Source organism: Alkaliphilus flagellatus (genome assembly GCF_018919215.1).
Lineage (GTDB): Bacteria > Bacillota > Clostridia > Peptostreptococcales > Natronincolaceae > Alkaliphilus_B > Alkaliphilus_B flagellatus.
The window spans coordinates 33,774-51,062 of record NZ_JAHLQK010000001.1; the positions used below are offsets into that span (position 1 = coordinate 33,774).

The window sequence follows — 17,289 nt, forward strand, 5'->3', positions numbered from 1 at the left end:
GGTGTGTAAGTGAACTTTAAAAAATATTTAATGGATAAACTATTATATATTTTCTTCTTTTATATAAACATTATTGTTGTTATTTTAGTTATGCATTTAAGTTTAACAATTTCCCTTGGCCTTTATCCAATGGAGAATATTAGTTATGCATTTATTTTATCTACCGTATTTTTAATACTTTTTCTTATAATTGATTATAGTAGAAAGCGACCATTCTATAAGAGCTTAAATAACATTAAAAGTTCTAGTAATGGAATAGAAAATATGCTAGGAGTAGGCGAAATACGTAGTAGAGAACATTTGATATATAGGGATATTTTGTTTAATAATTATAAATACTATAAAGACTATTTAGATAAATACGAGGAGAATCAAAGACAGTATATATATTTTACGAATCAGTGGGTACATCAAATGAAAACTCCAGTATCCGTTATTAATTTACTTCTACAGGATAAAAATACTAAGAATTTTAATGAAGTTTTACAAAGCATAGAGGAAGAAAATGAAAAGCTCTCTCAGGGTCTTGAAATGATGCTGTATAATACTAGATTAAGCCAGTTTAATTTAGATTTTAAAGTAGAACAAATTGATGTTTTAAGTATAGTTCGAGAGGTTATTAATGATCATAAAAAACTATTAATTAAGTATTCTATTTTTCCTAAGTTAGAAGGTGAAAAGGAATTAATAGTTGAGACCGATAGGAAATGGCTTCGATTTGTTATTAATCAGATTTTAAATAATGCTATGAAATATTCAAAGGGTATAAATAAGGATAATAAGTCAATTATAATTAAAGCAAAGAAAGAGCATAACCGTTATATTATTTCCATTATGGATGAGGGTGTAGGTATTCCACAGCAGGATTTAAGAAGGGTTTTTGACCCGTTTTTTACAGGAGAAAATGGCAGGAAATTCTCAGAATCTACAGGTATGGGAATGTATTTAGCTAAAAAAATATGTTCTAATTTAGGTCATCGCATTACTGTAGAATCTGAGGAAGGAAAATGGACACAGTTTTCTATAGTATTTTATAGCGGAGGAAGTATATTTAAGATGTAGTCTTTCAACTATTAAAAAGTTTCTTTCAAAATTGTAAGAATAGTAATTAGTTGTGAAAGGGAAATCGATACTAGGATTTCTCTTATTTTTTTATAATATAAGAAGAAAGTAAGAGAGGGTAAGTTCCTTATAATCTAAAAATATATTTTATTATATTATAGAAAAAACGGAGGTAGAAACTATGTCAATCTTAAAGGTAGCAAACTTAACTAAAGTTTATGGAAATAAAAAGAGTGGTTTAACTGTTAAAGCATTAGACAAATTTAATATGTCTGTAGAGGATGGAGAGTTTGTAGGTGTAATGGGACCTTCAGGTAGTGGAAAAACTACACTTTTAAATATTCTTGCAACTATTGATACTCCTTCATCTGGAGAATTGTTTATTAATGGAACTAATCCTAGTAAGTTAAGAGAAAAGGAATCAGCCCTATTTAGAAGAAGAGAGTTAGGCTTTATATTTCAAGACTTTAACCTATTAGACACATTATCTATTAAGGAGAATATAATACTTCCTTTAGTGTTGGACAAGTTAAAGATTAAGGAAATTAATCAAAGAGTAATGGATATAGCTTCAATTTTAAATATTGTAGATATATTAGAAAAAAGACCCTATGAGGTATCAGGAGGACAGCAGCAAAGAGCTGCTTGTGCAAGGGCATTAGTTCATAATCCTTCTATTATTTTAGCTGACGAGCCTACAGGAAATTTAGACTCAAAGGCTTCTAATGATGTTATGGAATCCCTAAGAAAATTAAATGAAACTAAAAAAGCTACTATTGCAATGGTAACCCACGATCCATTTGCTGCAAGCTTTTGCGACAGAATTATTATGATTAAAGATGGAAAGTTCTTTCTAGAGATAGTTAAGGGTTCAAATAGACAGGCATTTTTTAAGCAAATATTAGATTCCCTTTCAGTGTTAGGGGGTAACTATAATGACATTGCGTAGTATTGCCTACAAAAATCTGAAAGGTAACTTTCATAAATATGTAATGTATTATTTAAGTAATACATTAGTAGTTATGGTATTTTTCATTTTTGCCAACTTTATATTTAATCCTGCCGTAAGTGACATAAAGTATATGGGGACAAAGGGGGCATTAGCTACTAATGCTCTAATAGTATGTGAATTTGTAATAATTGTATTTTCGATTTTCTTCACATCTTATTCAAACTCTAGTTTCTTAAAGTCTAGGGAAAAGGAGTTTGGGCTTTTATCTATGTTCGGTATGACAAAGTCTCAAGTTCGAAGATACGTTATATATGAAAATATGATAGTGTCATTAATATCTGTTGCTACAGGTTTAGGTTTTGGTATTTTGTTTTCGAAGCTATTTTTTATGGCAATAAGTGCTATTATAGCATTAAATGTAGAAATTCCTTTTATTGTATCAATTAAAGCTCTAATTATTACTATATTTAGTTTTCTTTTATTATTTCAGGGAGTTAACTATATTAGTAGCTTTAGAATTAAAAATAACAATATCATAGAGTTATTAAAAGGTGCAAGAGTGCCAAAGCCAATTCCTAAGTTTTCTATTTTAAAAGCTATATTATCAATTTTATTAATAGGTTCAGGCTATGGAATGGCAGTATTTTCAGGAATGGCAATTATAGTAACTATGATTCCTATTGTTATTGTAACAGTGGCTGGAACCTACTTTTTATTTACGCAGTTTAGTATATTAATAACTGAAAAGCTAAAGAAAAACAACAGACTCTTTTACAATGGGGTAAATATGATAACTTTATCTCAGATAATATATAAGTTAAAGGATAATGCTAAGGTTTTATTTATTGTAGCCGTATCGGGAGCTGTAGCATTGACAGCTTCGGGAACTGTTTACTCTGTACAGCAAGGCTTTGCTTCAGGCTTCTTAAGTGAGAATCCTCACGATATAAGTATATTGGAAAGAGGACTCACATCTCATAATGTAATTGAGTCAGGTAAAGTAGAGGAGATTGCTAAAAAGAATAATGAAGAAGTTAAATATAAAAATGAAATTGTGTTATTTGACGCAAAAAATAATGACATAAATCATCCTGCACATTCCTTTTATGTTATGTCTAATTCTGATTTTAATATTTTAGCCAAACAGCAAAGGAAAAAGAATATTGACTTAGATGGCAAAGAAGCCTTAATTTATAAATATAAAGATAAGACTATAGGATCAAATGTAAAAGATAGCTTTATTGATGATAGCACATTAAGCTTAAATGTTAATGATAATGTAGAATCTTATGATATAGTTAAAGCGATAAATGAGGGTGTTATTAATTTGAATTATAAAACACCTAATGTTATAGTTGTTAGTGATGGAGAATATAGTCAATTAAATAAATCTATTCCTGAAAATGAAAAAGTAGTATATTACAGTTATAATTTTAAAAACTGGAAGCAATCAATAAATACAGTAAATGAAATTGCTGAATTTATAGATGAAAAAGATATTGAGGCAAGACACTTTAAGGAAAGAGTTACAAATTACAATGCCGTAATGGAACAAACAACATTAATGCTATTTATTGGAGCTTTTATAGCTATACTGTTCTTTATTGCAACGGGAAGTATTATATACTTTAAATTATTTAATGAAATTCAAAAAGATAAGCAGGAGTTTATTTCCTTAAAGAAAATAGGTATGACAGATGGAGAAATGAAAAAAATTATAAATATCCAGACATTACTTGTATTTTTTCTACCATTTATTGTAGCAGTTATCCATGCCTTGTTTGCAATTAAAGCATTAAGTAATCTTTTGATGCAAAGTCTATATCTGTATTTATTAGTTATTGTAGCTATTTATTTTGTATTACAATTTGCATATTATATATTTGCTAAAGCAATGTATGCAAGACAGGTTAAAACATTTTAACTAATAATATGGATTATATAAAATATAAAGTATATAAAAACAACCTAGCGGATTAATCCAATAGGTTGTTTTTATAACAATAGAATAAATTATTTACTTATTAAAATGGTGGATAAGCTGTAATTTTCATTCTATGCTTCAATAAAGTCGACCTATAAATCTTCAAAGGAAAGACTTTCTTATATTTGATTTTTAATTAAAATAAAAAGGAAATAACATAAAAGAATATGAGTGGTATCCAACTAAAATAGTATTAACACCTATATATGTGAATAATATAGAAGCAAAACCTATTATTGAAAACCAAGCTGCTTTTTTGCCCTTCCAATCTTTAGTTAATCTTACATGCAAATAAATAGAATAAATCACCCATGTTATAAATGACCAAGTCTCCTTAGGGTCCCATTGCCAATATCTGCCCCAAGCTTTTTCAGCCCAAATTGCTCCAGTAATAATTACTATAGTAAGGGTTATAAAGCCTACAGCTATGGCTCTATAGCTCATAGTATCAAGAAGGTCTAAATTTGGCATATGTTTTCTTGTAAAACTATCTTCCTTTAAATGATCCCTAAGAACATATATAATAGAAATTGCACAGGCCACCGCAAAGGCACCATAGCTAAATATGGCAGTTAGAACATGAATTACAATCCAATTACTTTGAAGTGCTGGCATTAATGGTCTTATATCTTTAGATTGCATAGCTGCATAGTAAATAAGTATAAGTATAATTGGAGTAGCAAAGGCTCCTAAGATCTTATATCTATATTTTTTTTCAAATATTAGATAAAACAAACTAATTCCCCATGCAAAGCTTGTAGCAAATTCGTACTGATTACTAATAGGCAATCTACTGGCTTGTACAGTTCTAGTTGCTAAAGAAACAGTATGAAAGGTTAATCCTAATTTAACGAGTATGCTTCCATAGTTGCCTAATTTTTCCTTCCTAAAAATAAAAAAAATAAAATATGCTATTGTAGATAGGCTATATAGTATTAGTGCAATAATAAAACTTTGATTTTCTCCAAACATAGTAACTCTCCTTTTTTATTGTCTAAATAGAAATATCTTTTTTGGTTTGATAATTTCCTTTAAGGCTATTTTTCTTATCGGATGAATAATCTCCATATATATAAATAGCTTCAGCTTTTCTTTCAACTATAAGCTGTTTTGGTTTCATATAAAATGCTAAAAATAATCCTAGCATTATCACTATAGAACCAATCAATGCTCCAATTTTCCCATTCATTTTATTTACTGATAAATACGTGTAACGCTCTGGGTTAGTAAAATTAAAGGTAAAATCCTGCCAATGCACATCCTGACCTGGAGAAACTAGGTTCATATCTACTCTTTGGCCTCCATAAAGTAGAGAGTATAGTATTTTTGGATTATTTAGATCATTGGATTTGGAAGCAAAGCCTGTTTCAGTTGCTACAAAATCTGGATATAAGTGGTGCATTTGGATAACTATAAATTCCTTATTATTTATATAAGCGGTTCCATCGTATACTATTTCACTCCCGAGATTTTGTCCATCTTTAAAGACATTAACTTCTGAAGCCCATCCGGTGCTATGTTGATAGAAAGTATAACCATCATATCTCATTGGGTTGTTCACATATATTTCGCCAGATACAAGACTAGTTCCATCTTTATCAGTTAAGGTGCCTTGTGTAATATATTGCTGAACAGATCCATCATCTCTATAGATTATTTCAAAGTCTTCGATGTTCATTATATAATTAGTACCCTCTAATTGTTGCATTGATCCTGGAGTACCAAATACAGCTGTATCAAAAAATGTATACTGTCCATAGCTATAAAATACAATTATTGCAAGTATACCAATGTGAATAAGCCATGATCCTAAGTAGCCTATTTTATTTTTATTACTATAGTATATTTCTGTGGAATCATATGTTGTACACTTTATATTTTTGAAACCCTCACTTTTAAAAACATCCTTAATACTATCGGTACTAAAGTAATTCATAGACTTAACAGGATTTTTAAGTTGCGTTTCACTAGGAGCTAATGATAATTTTTTAATTTTATTAATAACATTTTTAAATCTAATAGTGCTACATAAAAATAAGTTAAGGGCTAGAGCAAGAAAAAGCGCAATAAATCCACTGGAATGATAAATATCGTAGGCTTTAAAGGTAATAATTAACTGTGACCATAATGGTGAGTAGTTATTTAGATAAAAAGCCTCTTCTCTACCTTGTGGGACAACAGATCCTACTACAGATACTAAACATAACATTCCTAGTAAGATTAATCCAAATTTCATAGTTCTTAAAAAAGCAAATATTTTTTTAAACCATACTTTCATTTATTCACTTCCTTACATAATTTTAATTATAACTACCACTACTAGATTATGTATAGTGGTAGTTACTTAAGAAAATATAAATTTTCTAACAAGTTAAGTTTTTTTAAGAAGTAGCAGCTTGATAAAAGTCATTAGTAGAATAGTAATATAGGATTTTTTATTGAAATTCTGCTAGTTTATCTAAGGCTTGTTGAGCATAGTTTCTTGCTTCACTTAAAGCTTTTTTTGCCTTTGGTGTATTGTGGAAGCCTGTACTATTTTCTACAAACACAAAATCCCATCTATACTGAGCTTTTCTATGTAGATCCCATAACTCATTAACTACTGTATCATCTAACTGACTGTCCTCCATAACTGTTCCAAAATTTTCAATTAGTTGCACAAGCATTTTACCAATCTCTAGCAGCTCATCATCTATTTCCTTTTGTATTCCTTGAACCTTTGCTGTTAATCCATCTAATTCAGAGCTATGGCAAGTACCGCAGGATTCATTAAGAGTTTTTAGTGGACTTTTTGCCCAATGAGATTTATATTTTTGTCCATTTTCTTCTACCGTTGGCATATGACAATCTGCACATGTAACACCCATCTTATCGTGGACACTTCCACTATAGGTTTCAAACTCAGGATGCTGTACTTTAATTAAAGGAGTTCCTGTTCTTGGATGTTTCCAATCAAAATAATCAATTTTATCGTAATATGCTTCGATATTTGCTATTTCTAACCCATTATCCCAAGGTAAAATTACTTCCTTTGTATCTGGATCCATATAATATTCGACATGACATTGTGCACAGGCCATAGTGCCAGGTTTAGGCTCTTTATTAAGCTTGTCTACTGCTACTCTAAATTGAGGCGTTGTTGCTTGAACTTGTTTTCCGGGTTCATTTCTATGGCAGGTATAGCAAGTGATTCCATTCTCAGCTTCCTGGGATACCTTATGAAAGTCCATAGCATATAAATCATCTTTATATTCAGCTAGTAGTTTTTCGTAATCAGCCGTTTTACATGCTAAACATGATGCACCTGGTTTAGGTCTTGCTGTATTAATAACATCATGAAGGGCATAGTAATGGCCTCTAGCAGCATAATATTCCTTTCCGAATCCTATCCCATCATATAATACCTTTATATCGGGATACTTCTCTAAATAACTAATAGGGTGAGATCCCCCTAATTCTGGATCTTCTGTTACCCCATCTTTAAATCTTGATGTCATTTGTAAGGATTCGTAGATTAGGGGAAATTGATCCTTCCACTTCTCAGCAGATAAAATCATTTGATCTGGAGAGGGTATTTCAACTGTTTGCTCTGGCTTTTTTCCTTCTTCCTTATTCTGACCCTGTTTATTCTCTTGTGGTTTACAACCAATAGAAGTTATAAGTATAGAGAGTACTATTATTATCGAAACTATCAGCCTTTTATATTGTTTCACTAAAATTCTCCTTTCTATATTATTGTCATTTATATTATTCCAATAATTGCAAAAGCTATAAGCTACTTTATTATTTAAATATTAGATTTTTTCACTCAGTTCGTGATAATATATAGTAAAGAGTATTGTCATTAGGGGGTGTTTTTATGAAGAAGAATGTTGCAGAAGAACTAAAAAGGCTAAAAGAAAGCATGGAAATGCTAGAGGATCTGCTGGACACTGCTTACTATGGAATGGCAATAGTAGATATAGATGGAAAGATTGTTAAGTGGAACTATGAAAAACTAATGGGGATTAAAGAAGAAGATGTGCTGGATAAGAATGTTGAAGATATAATAGAAAATACTAGACTACATATTGTAGCTAAAACAGGCGAAAAAGAATTATTCGAGGTCCAAAAAATACAAGGCAGAGATATGATAACTAGCAGAGTGCCCATAATACAGAACGGTAAAATTATTGGTGCAGCAGGAACAGTACTTTTTAAAGATGTTAAGGAGTTAAAATCTTTAGTACAAAAACTAGAAATGTTAGAAGATACAGTACATAAATATAAGGGAGAGATTAAAAGATTTCATAAAACAAAATACTCCTTTGATAATATTATTACACAAAATAAAAAGATGATATATTTAAAAGAAATTGCTAAGAGGGCAGCGGAAAGTAATGCAACTTTGCTTATCCAAGGTGAGAGTGGTACAGGAAAGGAATTATTTGCTCATGGAGTACATAGAGCAAGTTTAAGAAAGCATGGACCATTTGTTACAATCAACTGTGCTGCTATTCCCAAAGAGTTATTGGAGTCAGAGTTATTTGGATACGATGGTGGAGCTTTTACAGGGGCAAGAAGAGAAGGAAAGATCGGAAAATTTGAACTTGCTAATGGTGGAACAATACTATTAGATGAAATAGGTTCTATGCCAATGGAGATGCAGGCAAAACTTCTAAGAGTACTGGAAACTAGAGAGTTTGAACGGGTAGGTGGAAATACAAGAATTGAAATAGATATAAGGTTAATCGCCTGTACTAACGAGAACCTGGAAAAGGCTGTGGAGGAAGGAAAGTTTAGGCAAGATTTATACTATAGACTGAATGTAATACAAATAGAAATACCACCTTTAAGAGATAGAATAGAGGATATTCCTATATTGGCTGAAAGTCTTTTAAATAGTCTATCCAAGGATTTATCTGTACCTAAAAAAATACTTGAATTTGAGACTAAAGAAGCCCTTAAAAATCATGTATGGCCTGGTAATGTAAGGGAACTTCGTAATGTACTTGAGAGAGCATCTACACTATGCAAGGATGACGTCATTAAAATAGAACATCTACCTGAATATTTAAATAAAAAGGTTTTTAAAGAAGATGGATATAGTGAGGAAGATTCTTTACTTTTAAAAAACATAGTTGCTAGAGTGGAAAAGAAAGCTATTAAAAAGGCGATTGAGGAAAGTAGGGGCAATAAAACCTTGGCTGCCAGAACATTGGGTATCCATAGAACCGCATTATATAAAAAAATAGAGCTATACGGATTAGATTGGTAAAACTGTACAAGAAATCTACAACTAATATAAAGTTGTAGATTTTTTTATACATATATTAAGTTATTATAATTTTATGAATTGAAAAATTCAGTTTATTATAAGGAACCAATCTATATAGTATTGAAATTTAAAGATTTATTTTAATTTAATCATAAACTATAATTTTGGCATAACAATTGCTCTTAATTAAATATAGTTGCTATAGATAATTAAATAATTAATTCTAAAATTATATTATTATAAAAATTTGGAGGTGGCGTTATGTCTAAAATTGTAAGTATAGAAGAAGCTATAAGTCATATTAAAGATGGTATGACTATTATGGTGGGCGGATTTTTAGGATCAGGTAGTCCCCATAAGATTATCGATGCCTTGGTAAAAAAAGAGGTAAAAGATTTAACTTTAATTTGTAATGATACTGCATTTCCAAATTTGGGCGTAGGGAAAATGGTAGTAGGCAAGCAGTTTAAAAAGGTTATTGTATCTCATATTGGAACAAATCAAGAAACAGGCAGGCAGATGAATGCAGGTGAAACTGAGGTTGTATTAGTTCCACAAGGAACATTAGTAGAACAAATAAGAGCGGCTGGTGCAGGTCTAGGTGGGTTTTTAACACCTACAGGGGTAGGAACTCTAGTTGAAGAAGGCAAACAGAAAATGGAGATAGACGGAAAAACATATTTGTTGGAACTACCGCTAAAAGCAGATATAGCGATAATTTTTGGTAACAAGGTAGATAAAAAAGGAAATGTATACTATGAAGGAGCTGCTGGAAACTTTAATATAGTAATGTCCATGGCGGCGGATACAGTTATTATTGAAGGAGAAACAATTGTAGATGTTGGACAAATAGCACCACAGGAAGTAGTTATACCTAGCATATTTATAGATTATATAGTTAGGGGTGAAAAATAATGGATCGAAATAAAATAAAAGAATTTATTGCAAAGAGAGTAGCAAAGGAGCTTAAAGATGGTGATGTAGTTAACTTAGGAATAGGACTTCCTACAATGGTAGCTAACTATATAGATAATGATGTAGATATTATACTACAATCCGAAAATGGATTTGTAGGTTTAGGTCCTGCACCAGAAGTAGGTAAAGAAAACCCATATATAGTTAATGCCGGTTGTCAACCTGTAACAATTAAAGAAGGTGGAGCATTTTTTGATAGTACAATGTCTTTTTCTATTATTAGAGGTGGACATGTGGATGCTACAGTATTAGGAGCACTTCAAGTAGACCAGGAAGGTAATCTTGCTAACTGGATGATACCAGGTAAAATGGTTCCAGGTATGGGGGGAGCTATGGATCTAGTAGTTGGAGCTAAAAAGGTAATAGTAGCTATGGAACATACGGCTAAGGGTAGTCCTAAAATATTGAAAAAATGTAATCTTCCATTAACTGCAATGGCTCAGGTAGATTTAATTATTACTGAAATGGGTGTAATGGAAGTTACTAAAGAAGGATTAGTTTTAAAGGAATTAAATCCTGATTTTACCGTAGATGAAGTTAAGGCAGCTACAGAAGCTGAACTAATTATACCTGAAAATTTAAAGGATATGAAATAAGTAAGTGTCTAATTCTGTTATAATATTATTGATATAAGCTAATTATACTTATATTAAATAATATATTTTGGAGGGATATTATGGCACTTTTAGAAATTACAGTAGCACCTTTAGGTACAGGAGATACTAGCGTTAGCAAATATGTAGCTGCATGTCATAAATTGTTGGAATTAGAGGAAGGTATAAAGTATCAACTAACTCCTATGTCTACAGTTATAGAAGGTGACATAGATAGGCTATTTGAAGTTGCTAAAAAGCTTCACAATGTTCCGTTTCAAGAAGGCGCTATGAGAGTTTCTACTAGTATGAAAATCGACGATAGACGGGATAAGGAATCTACTATACATGGAAAGATTTTATCGGTTAAAAGTAAATTATAGTTGCAAAAAACTCCTAATAATTTAGGAGTTTTTTGCATACAATGCAACTTTTTGATATGGATTTATGTCTAATTGTTAGAAAGAAAGTTAACATGGCCATGCAAACTAAAGTTTTTTATAAGGAGGTTACTATGTTAAATGAACTTGTACAAAAAGCAATTAAGGGGGATGGAGATAGTTTTTATGAGCTTATTCAAATAAAGAAGGAGCATATTTATAAAATTGCTTATAGTTATGTACACAACCAAGAGGACGCTCTAGATGTTGTTCATGATGCGGTATATAAGGCATTTACTGCTATTGGAAGTTTGAAAAATCCACAATATTTTAGTACATGGTTAACCAAAATTACAATTAACTGTGCTATCGACCATTTGAATAAAACTAAAAAAGTAATTTCTATAGAAAAAAGTGAACTAGAAAATTTTCCTGTAGAAGAAAATGATAAGGAAGCGATCTTGGATTTGAGGCAGAACTTAGAAAAATTAGATATAAAATATAAAACAGTAATAATTCTTCGTTATTTTGAGGATTTAACACTGAATGAGATTGCTGCCACATTAAATTTACCTATAAATACAATAAAGGCTCAGCTTTATCGTGGATTACAAAGGCTAAAAATTCAGTTGGAGGAGGGCGATGCAATTGAAAAATAAAACATCTGATTTGAAAAAGATATATGATGAGATAGAAGTTCCTAATGAATTAGATAAAGTAATTGATGAGGCATTTAGAAAGGGGAGAAATGAAATAATGTATGGACAAAATATAAAAAATAAAAAGCGAAACAATGGATTGAAAAAGGCAATGGTAGGAATTACAGCTGGTTTTATAATCTTCACTACAGGTGTTAATACGGTTCCTAGTTTTGCAGATAGTATGGGGAATATACCAATACTAGGTAACTTAGTTCAAATTCTACAAATTAATAAGGGGATAGGCCAAGGTGGCCAAATTACTGATGGTGCTGATGTTAAATTTATTACATTAAAAGAAATAAAAAATGGAGAACAGATAATTATTGATTTTTCAACTGGGGAGGAAAAGATAGAAAATGCTCCACACTTTGAAGTTTCCTATAATGAAAATCCTTATACAATGACCTTTACCATTAGCGGGGCTAGAAGTTTAACGGCAGAAAAAGATTTTAAAGAAATAATTAACAGTAAATATGTTGAGGATGTATATAAATTAATTACATTAGACGATTCAGCCGTTAGGTTTAATATAGTATTTAATCAACCAGTAGACTTCACAGTAGAAGAATATGAAGAGCCTGGTCAAGTAGTAATCAATTTATCAGAAGATGGCACAAAGGGTAATGTATCTCCAATATATTCAGTACGAACAAACTCCTATTCATTTGGTGAAGAATTTGGACAGTTAGAAGAAATGTTTTATGGACTTAAGGATGTAAGAGTATTAAAGGATAAAGAAGGAAGCTTTTTAATTGAAATAGGACAATTTAGCTCTAAAGAAGAAGCAGAGGTAGAATTAAAAGAAGTAATAGACAAGGTGGGAGATGGCATAAAATTACATGTAGAAGAAAGGGAAGCTGTAGCTATACCAAGGGCTATTACTGAATAATAGGTCATCATGAAATAAAACCTAAGTTCTCAAAATTGAGGACTTAGGTTTGTATTTTTATAAGAATAGGTAGCATCAGAGAATTTTACCATTTCCGAGATGCACCTCCACCACCAGATGAACCGCCACCAAAACCTCCACCGCCAAAACCACCAGGGGGTCTTCGGCCGCCACGGTGTTTATGGTTATTCCTTCCTAAGATACTTAAAAGCATAAATAAAGCCTGAAAAAATCCCATGCCCATTATCCGAGAAAATATAAATATGAAAAACAAAAAAATAAGTGGCAATATTAATATTGGAATAGGGTTGTTAGTACCTTCTAGATCAAAATAGGGAATATCATTTTTTATAAAAACATCCGACATATCTATATTATATTCTTTTGCTATCTCTTCTAATATTAATCCATGGGCTACAGTAATTCCAACATTATAGTTACCATCTTTAAAATAGGGTATCATTTTATCTAAAATAGCACCGGCCTTGCCATCATTTATAGCGCCTTCTAAACCATAGCCTACTTCAATTCTAGTTTCACGTTCCTCGTATGCAACTAAAAGTAAAACACCATTATTTTCTACTCTACTACCTATATTCCATTTTCTAAAAAGGTTCAAGGCATAATCTTCTACTGTATGGCCTTCTAAAGATGAAATAGTTACAACAACCAATTCTGCTGAAGTTCTATCTTTTAAAATACTACTTAATTTAAGTAAATTATTTTCAACTTCTTTTGAAAGAATTTCAGCATAATCTTGAACAAATATATCTTTTGTAGGTACTTTAGGGATAGATATTCCGTAGGATGGAACAATTGATATAATAAAAATTAATATAAACAGTGATATTAACTTACTTCGCTTTATACATATACTTTGCATAAAAATCCCCCTCTAAAAATTATTAATTAGATGGTTTTAGCTTTAGTTAATTAATTAAATTTCACCTTAGGAGCTTCCTTTGCATTTTGATCCATTTCAAAGTAAGGGTGACGTTCAAAATCAAAAGCTTTAGCTATAATACTTGTGGGAAATCTTCTGATTTTTTTGTTATATGTTTCTACAGTCCTGTTATAATCCTGCCTAGATACTGCTAGACGATTTTCTGTACCAGCCAACTCGTCTTGGAGTCGTATAAATTGTTCATTAGCCTTAAGATCTGGATAATTTTCTACGACGAGAAGTAATCTGCTAAGGGCACCAGAAAGCTCATTATTAGCACCAATCAAATCTTCTCTACTTCCTCCGTCTTGGATTCTGGCCCTAGCGGCTGCTATTTGTGTAAAGATTTCCTCTTCGTGTTTTGCATAACCTTTAGTAACCTCAACTAAGTTAGGAATTAAGTCATATCTACGCTGTAGTAAATTTTCTACCTGCTTCCAGCTAGAAGTTACCTGCTCATCCATAGTAACTAATTTGTTGTAGCTACTAATAATAGAAAATAAGGATACGAGTATAATGATAAAAACAATTACAGAAGCCGTTAATGATTTTTTCATAGCAATCCCCCTAACAAAATTAATATTTAGCATACAAGCTAGTATTTTAAAGCCTTCTATATAATATTTAGTTTATATAGAAATATACACATGATAATGCTATAAGCTGATAAAAAATATAAAATTCGAGGAGTACATAAAGTTTGGATTTAATTGAAAAATATATTATTAAATATTAGAACTGTTAGCTGTGGAATAAATAAGCTAAAATAGAATTAGGCAAATATGTGTGTATAATGAAAAGGATTGATAATATTGGATAAGCGCAAGGAAGTAGTAATATCTATCCGTAGCTTAGTAGAATTTGTATTGATGTCGGGGGATTTAGATAGTAGATTTACTGGAAGTAGTAGGGCATTAGAGGGTACAAGGGCCCATCAGAAGATACAAAAATCCTACGGTGAGGAATATACCCCAGAGGTTACATTAAAGTACAGTTTTGGGTATGAAAACTATAATATGACTGTGCAGGGAAGGGCAGATGGAATTTTAATTGAGAAAAATAATGTTGTAGTAGATGAGATAAAATCAACTACCATACCCTTAGACCTGTTAGATGAAAATAGAAATCTAACCCATTGGGGACAGGCTAAATGTTACGGATATATTTATGCTAAGGAGAAAAACTTAAAAGTAATAGATATTCAATTAACCTATTATAATTTAGATACAGATGAGACAAAAAAATTTCGGAAATCCTTTAACTTTGAGGAACTAGAAGTCTTTTTCTACCAATTAATTAAAGATTACTATAACTGGGTTGATACATTAGAAAATTGGAAATTTACAAGAGATATAAGTATTAAAGAGTTACAATTTCCATTTCTAGACTACCGTAAAGGACAGAGAGAATTAGCTGTAGCAGTTTATAAAACGATTAAGGAAGAAAAAAGGCTTTTTGCTCAAGCCCCAACTGGAATAGGTAAAACCATATCTACTTTATTTCCTACGGTTAAGGCAATTGGTGAAGGCATTACATCGAAAATATTTTATCTAACTGCTAAAACCATTACTAGACAGGTGGCAGAGGAAGCTTTTAGTAAAATGAGAGATGGGGGTTTAAGGTTTAAAACCGTTACACTAACTGCTAAGGATAAAATATGTTTTGAGAAGGGGAAGAAGTGTACTCCAGAGGAATGTAGCTTTGCTAAAGGTCATTTTGATAGGTTACGGGATGGACTGAAGGATTTATTTAATAACGAAGATGCCTTTACAAGGGAAGTAATTGAAAAATATGCCCTGAAACATAATATATGTCCCTTTGAATTTTCTTTAGATATTGCCCTATGGGCTGATGGGGTTATTTGCGATTATAACTATGCTTTTGATCCTAGAGTATACTTGAAACGATTTTTTATGGATGAAAAGGGAGATTATACTTTTTTAATTGATGAAGCTCATAATCTAGTGGATCGTTCAAGAACAATGTTTTCGGCTGAATTGAATAAAAAAGCATTTTTAGATCAAAAGCGCATTATGAAGGATAAGAATCCTAAAATATCTAAAGCCCTACATCATTTAAATACATTTATGATTAGTATGAATAAACAGTGTGGAGAAGCTTCCTTCTATATGCAAAAGGAGGAACCGAAAGAAATTTATCCACTGTTAGGCAATTTTATTAGAGAAGCAGAGGAATGGCTTAAAGAAGGAAATAAGGAAGAAGGTTATGAGGATTTACTAGAGTTATATTTTAATGCTCTTACATTTTTGAAGATTGCAGAGTTTTATGACGAAAGATACATTACATATGTGGAAAAAAGGAATAGAGATGTTATTTTAAAAATATTTTGTTTAGATCCTTCTTACCTATTAGGTGAGGCTATTAAAAGAGGAAAGTCAGCAATTTTCTTTTCTGCTACATTAACTCCGTTACAATATTTTAAAGAAATTTTTGGTGGCAATGAAGAAGATTATTGTGTTAGATTAGGTTCGCCCTTTGATTCTAACAATCTATGTCTTATTGTAGCAGATTATATATCCACTAAATATCGAGATCGGGATAATAGTTATATGCCTATAGTGGATACTATTGCCAATGTAGTGAAAGGTAGAAAAGGAAATTATTTTGTTTTTTTTCCATCTTACCAATATTTAAGAAGGGTTTTTGATCTATTTATAGAAAAATATCCTCATATTTCTGTAATTGCGCAGGAGTCTACTATGACAGAGGAAGAAAGAGAAGAATTTTTAAGTAGATTTGAAATAGAATTAGATAATACCTTAGTTGCCTTTGGGGTTTTAGGTGGAATATTTTCAGAGGGAATAGACCTAGTAGGAGATAGATTGATTGGTGCAATAATTATAGGTGTTGGACTTCCTCAACTTTCTCTAGAGGTAAATCTCATAATGGATTATTTTAATGATAAAAACAATAAGGGATACGAATATGCCTATTTATTTCCAGGTATGAATAAGGTATTGCAGGGAGCAGGTAGAGTAATACGTACAGAAAAAGATAAAGGTATAGTTTGCCTTATTGATGATAGATTTACGTCTCATAGTTATCAGAGGTTATTTCCACCAGAATGGAAACATTTTAAAAGGGCAAATAATGGCAAGAAATTATCATATCATATAGATGAATTTTGGGGTAAAAAAGATAGATTGGAGGAATAAAAAATGTATAAAATGGATCATGTTGGTGTTAGGATTAAGGATAGTAAAATATCAACTGAATTTTACTGTAATATTCTTGGTTGCGAAGTAGTAGGCACACTTAAAAATGAAGAAAGAGAGCTAATATTTTTACGAGCTGGCGATGGTGTTATTGAGTTGATTAATAAATTTAACCATTACGAAGAAAGAAGTGCTGGTGTAGTAGATCATATTGCTTTTACTGTAGATAACTTAGACGAGGCAATTAAAAAACTCAAAGAATCTGGTGTAAATATTTTAGGAGATAAACCTATTCAAGTAACAGAAAGTATGAGAGTTATATTTTTTGAAGGTCCCGATAGAGAAAGACTAGAGTTTGTGGAGAAGAGATAGTACAG

16 protein-coding genes are annotated in these 17,289 nt (G+C 31.1%); 11 read left to right on the forward strand and 5 right to left on the reverse strand.

All coding sequences use genetic code 11. The annotated features are described in order from the left end of the window. Positions 1 to 9 precede the first annotated feature (9 nt). The 3 genes from KQI88_RS00170 to KQI88_RS00180 all read left to right on the forward strand — a co-directional run bounded on the left by KQI88_RS00170 (position 10) and on the right by KQI88_RS00180 (position 3,938). Complete coding sequence (locus KQI88_RS00170; protein WP_216414349.1) at positions 10 to 1,062, forward strand: sensor histidine kinase; 1,053 nt, start codon at positions 10 to 12, stop codon at positions 1,060 to 1,062. A gap of 181 nt (positions 1,063 to 1,243) precedes the next feature. Further along, the gene (locus KQI88_RS00175) at positions 1,244 to 2,011 is read left to right on the forward strand and encodes an ABC transporter ATP-binding protein (RefSeq protein ID WP_216414350.1); all 768 of its coding nucleotides are present in this window, start codon (positions 1,244 to 1,246) and stop codon (positions 2,009 to 2,011) included. Beyond that, positions 1,998 to 3,938 carry an ABC transporter permease gene (locus tag KQI88_RS00180; protein WP_216414351.1) on the forward strand — a complete coding sequence of 647 codons (1,941 nt, stop codon included), beginning with the start codon at positions 1,998 to 2,000 and terminating at the stop codon, positions 3,936 to 3,938. The genes KQI88_RS00175 and KQI88_RS00180 overlap by 14 nt, the downstream gene beginning before the upstream one ends. Positions 3,939 to 4,130: 192 nt before the next feature. Here the strand turns inward: KQI88_RS00180 and ccsB are convergent, their stop codons facing one another. The 3 genes from ccsB to KQI88_RS00195 form a co-directional block, all read right to left on the reverse strand. Beyond that, positions 4,131 to 4,970 (reverse strand): c-type cytochrome biogenesis protein CcsB, encoded by an 840-nt coding sequence (ccsB, locus tag KQI88_RS00185; RefSeq protein ID WP_216414352.1) that lies wholly within the window; start codon positions 4,968 to 4,970, stop codon positions 4,131 to 4,133. A gap of 22 nt (positions 4,971 to 4,992) precedes the next feature. Beyond that, entirely contained in the window at positions 4,993 to 6,276 is a 1,284-nt protein-coding gene (locus KQI88_RS00190; protein ID WP_216414353.1) for a cytochrome c biogenesis protein ResB, read from the reverse strand. Positions 6,277 to 6,433: 157 nt separating this feature from the next. Further along, on the reverse strand, positions 6,434 to 7,711 hold the full coding sequence (locus tag KQI88_RS00195; protein ID WP_216414354.1) for an ammonia-forming cytochrome c nitrite reductase subunit c552: 1,278 nt from the start codon (positions 7,709 to 7,711) through the stop codon (positions 6,434 to 6,436). Positions 7,712 to 7,857: 146 nt separating this feature from the next. Between KQI88_RS00195 and KQI88_RS00200 the strand changes: the two genes are divergently transcribed. The 6 genes from KQI88_RS00200 (at position 7,858) to KQI88_RS00225 (ending at position 12,793) form a co-directional block, all read left to right on the forward strand. Next, entirely contained in the window at positions 7,858 to 9,255 is a 1,398-nt protein-coding gene (locus KQI88_RS00200; protein ID WP_216414355.1) for a sigma-54 interaction domain-containing protein, read from the forward strand. A 261-nt stretch (positions 9,256 to 9,516) separates the two neighbouring features. Continuing rightward, complete coding sequence (locus KQI88_RS00205) at positions 9,517 to 10,170, forward strand: CoA transferase subunit A (protein WP_216414356.1); 654 nt, start codon at positions 9,517 to 9,519, stop codon at positions 10,168 to 10,170. Then, positions 10,170 to 10,826: a 3-oxoacid CoA-transferase subunit B gene (locus KQI88_RS00210; RefSeq protein WP_216414357.1), complete on the forward strand. Its 657-nt coding sequence runs from the start codon at positions 10,170 to 10,172 to the stop codon at positions 10,824 to 10,826. The genes KQI88_RS00205 and KQI88_RS00210 overlap by 1 nt, the downstream gene beginning before the upstream one ends. Positions 10,827 to 10,906: 80 nt before the next feature. Then, a complete protein-coding gene (locus tag KQI88_RS00215) occupies positions 10,907 to 11,206 on the forward strand; it encodes an MTH1187 family thiamine-binding protein (RefSeq protein WP_216414358.1) in 300 nt (99 codons plus the stop codon). A gap of 131 nt (positions 11,207 to 11,337) precedes the next feature. After that, a complete protein-coding gene (locus tag KQI88_RS00220) occupies positions 11,338 to 11,862 on the forward strand; it encodes a sigma-70 family RNA polymerase sigma factor (RefSeq protein ID WP_216414359.1) in 525 nt (174 codons plus the stop codon). Further along, the gene (locus tag KQI88_RS00225; protein WP_216414360.1) at positions 11,852 to 12,793 is read left to right on the forward strand and encodes a hypothetical protein; all 942 of its coding nucleotides are present in this window, start codon (positions 11,852 to 11,854) and stop codon (positions 12,791 to 12,793) included. Before KQI88_RS00220 ends, KQI88_RS00225 begins: the two co-directional genes overlap by 11 nt. A gap of 85 nt (positions 12,794 to 12,878) precedes the next feature. Here the strand turns inward: KQI88_RS00225 and KQI88_RS00230 are convergent, their stop codons facing one another. Then, complete coding sequence (locus tag KQI88_RS00230) at positions 12,879 to 13,676, reverse strand: TPM domain-containing protein (RefSeq protein WP_216414361.1); 798 nt, start codon at positions 13,674 to 13,676, stop codon at positions 12,879 to 12,881. A gap of 50 nt (positions 13,677 to 13,726) precedes the next feature. After that, the gene (locus KQI88_RS00235) at positions 13,727 to 14,293 is read right to left on the reverse strand and encodes a LemA family protein (RefSeq protein WP_216414362.1); all 567 of its coding nucleotides are present in this window, start codon (positions 14,291 to 14,293) and stop codon (positions 13,727 to 13,729) included. A 255-nt stretch (positions 14,294 to 14,548) separates the two neighbouring features. Between KQI88_RS00235 and KQI88_RS00240 the strand changes: the two genes are divergently transcribed. Continuing rightward, entirely contained in the window at positions 14,549 to 16,912 is a 2,364-nt protein-coding gene (locus KQI88_RS00240) for an ATP-dependent DNA helicase (protein WP_246579064.1), read from the forward strand. 3 nt (positions 16,913 to 16,915) lie between these two features. Then, positions 16,916 to 17,284, forward strand: a complete 369-nt coding sequence (locus tag KQI88_RS00245; protein ID WP_216414363.1) for a VOC family protein — start codon at positions 16,916 to 16,918, stop codon at positions 17,282 to 17,284. Positions 17,285 to 17,289 lie beyond the last annotated feature (5 nt).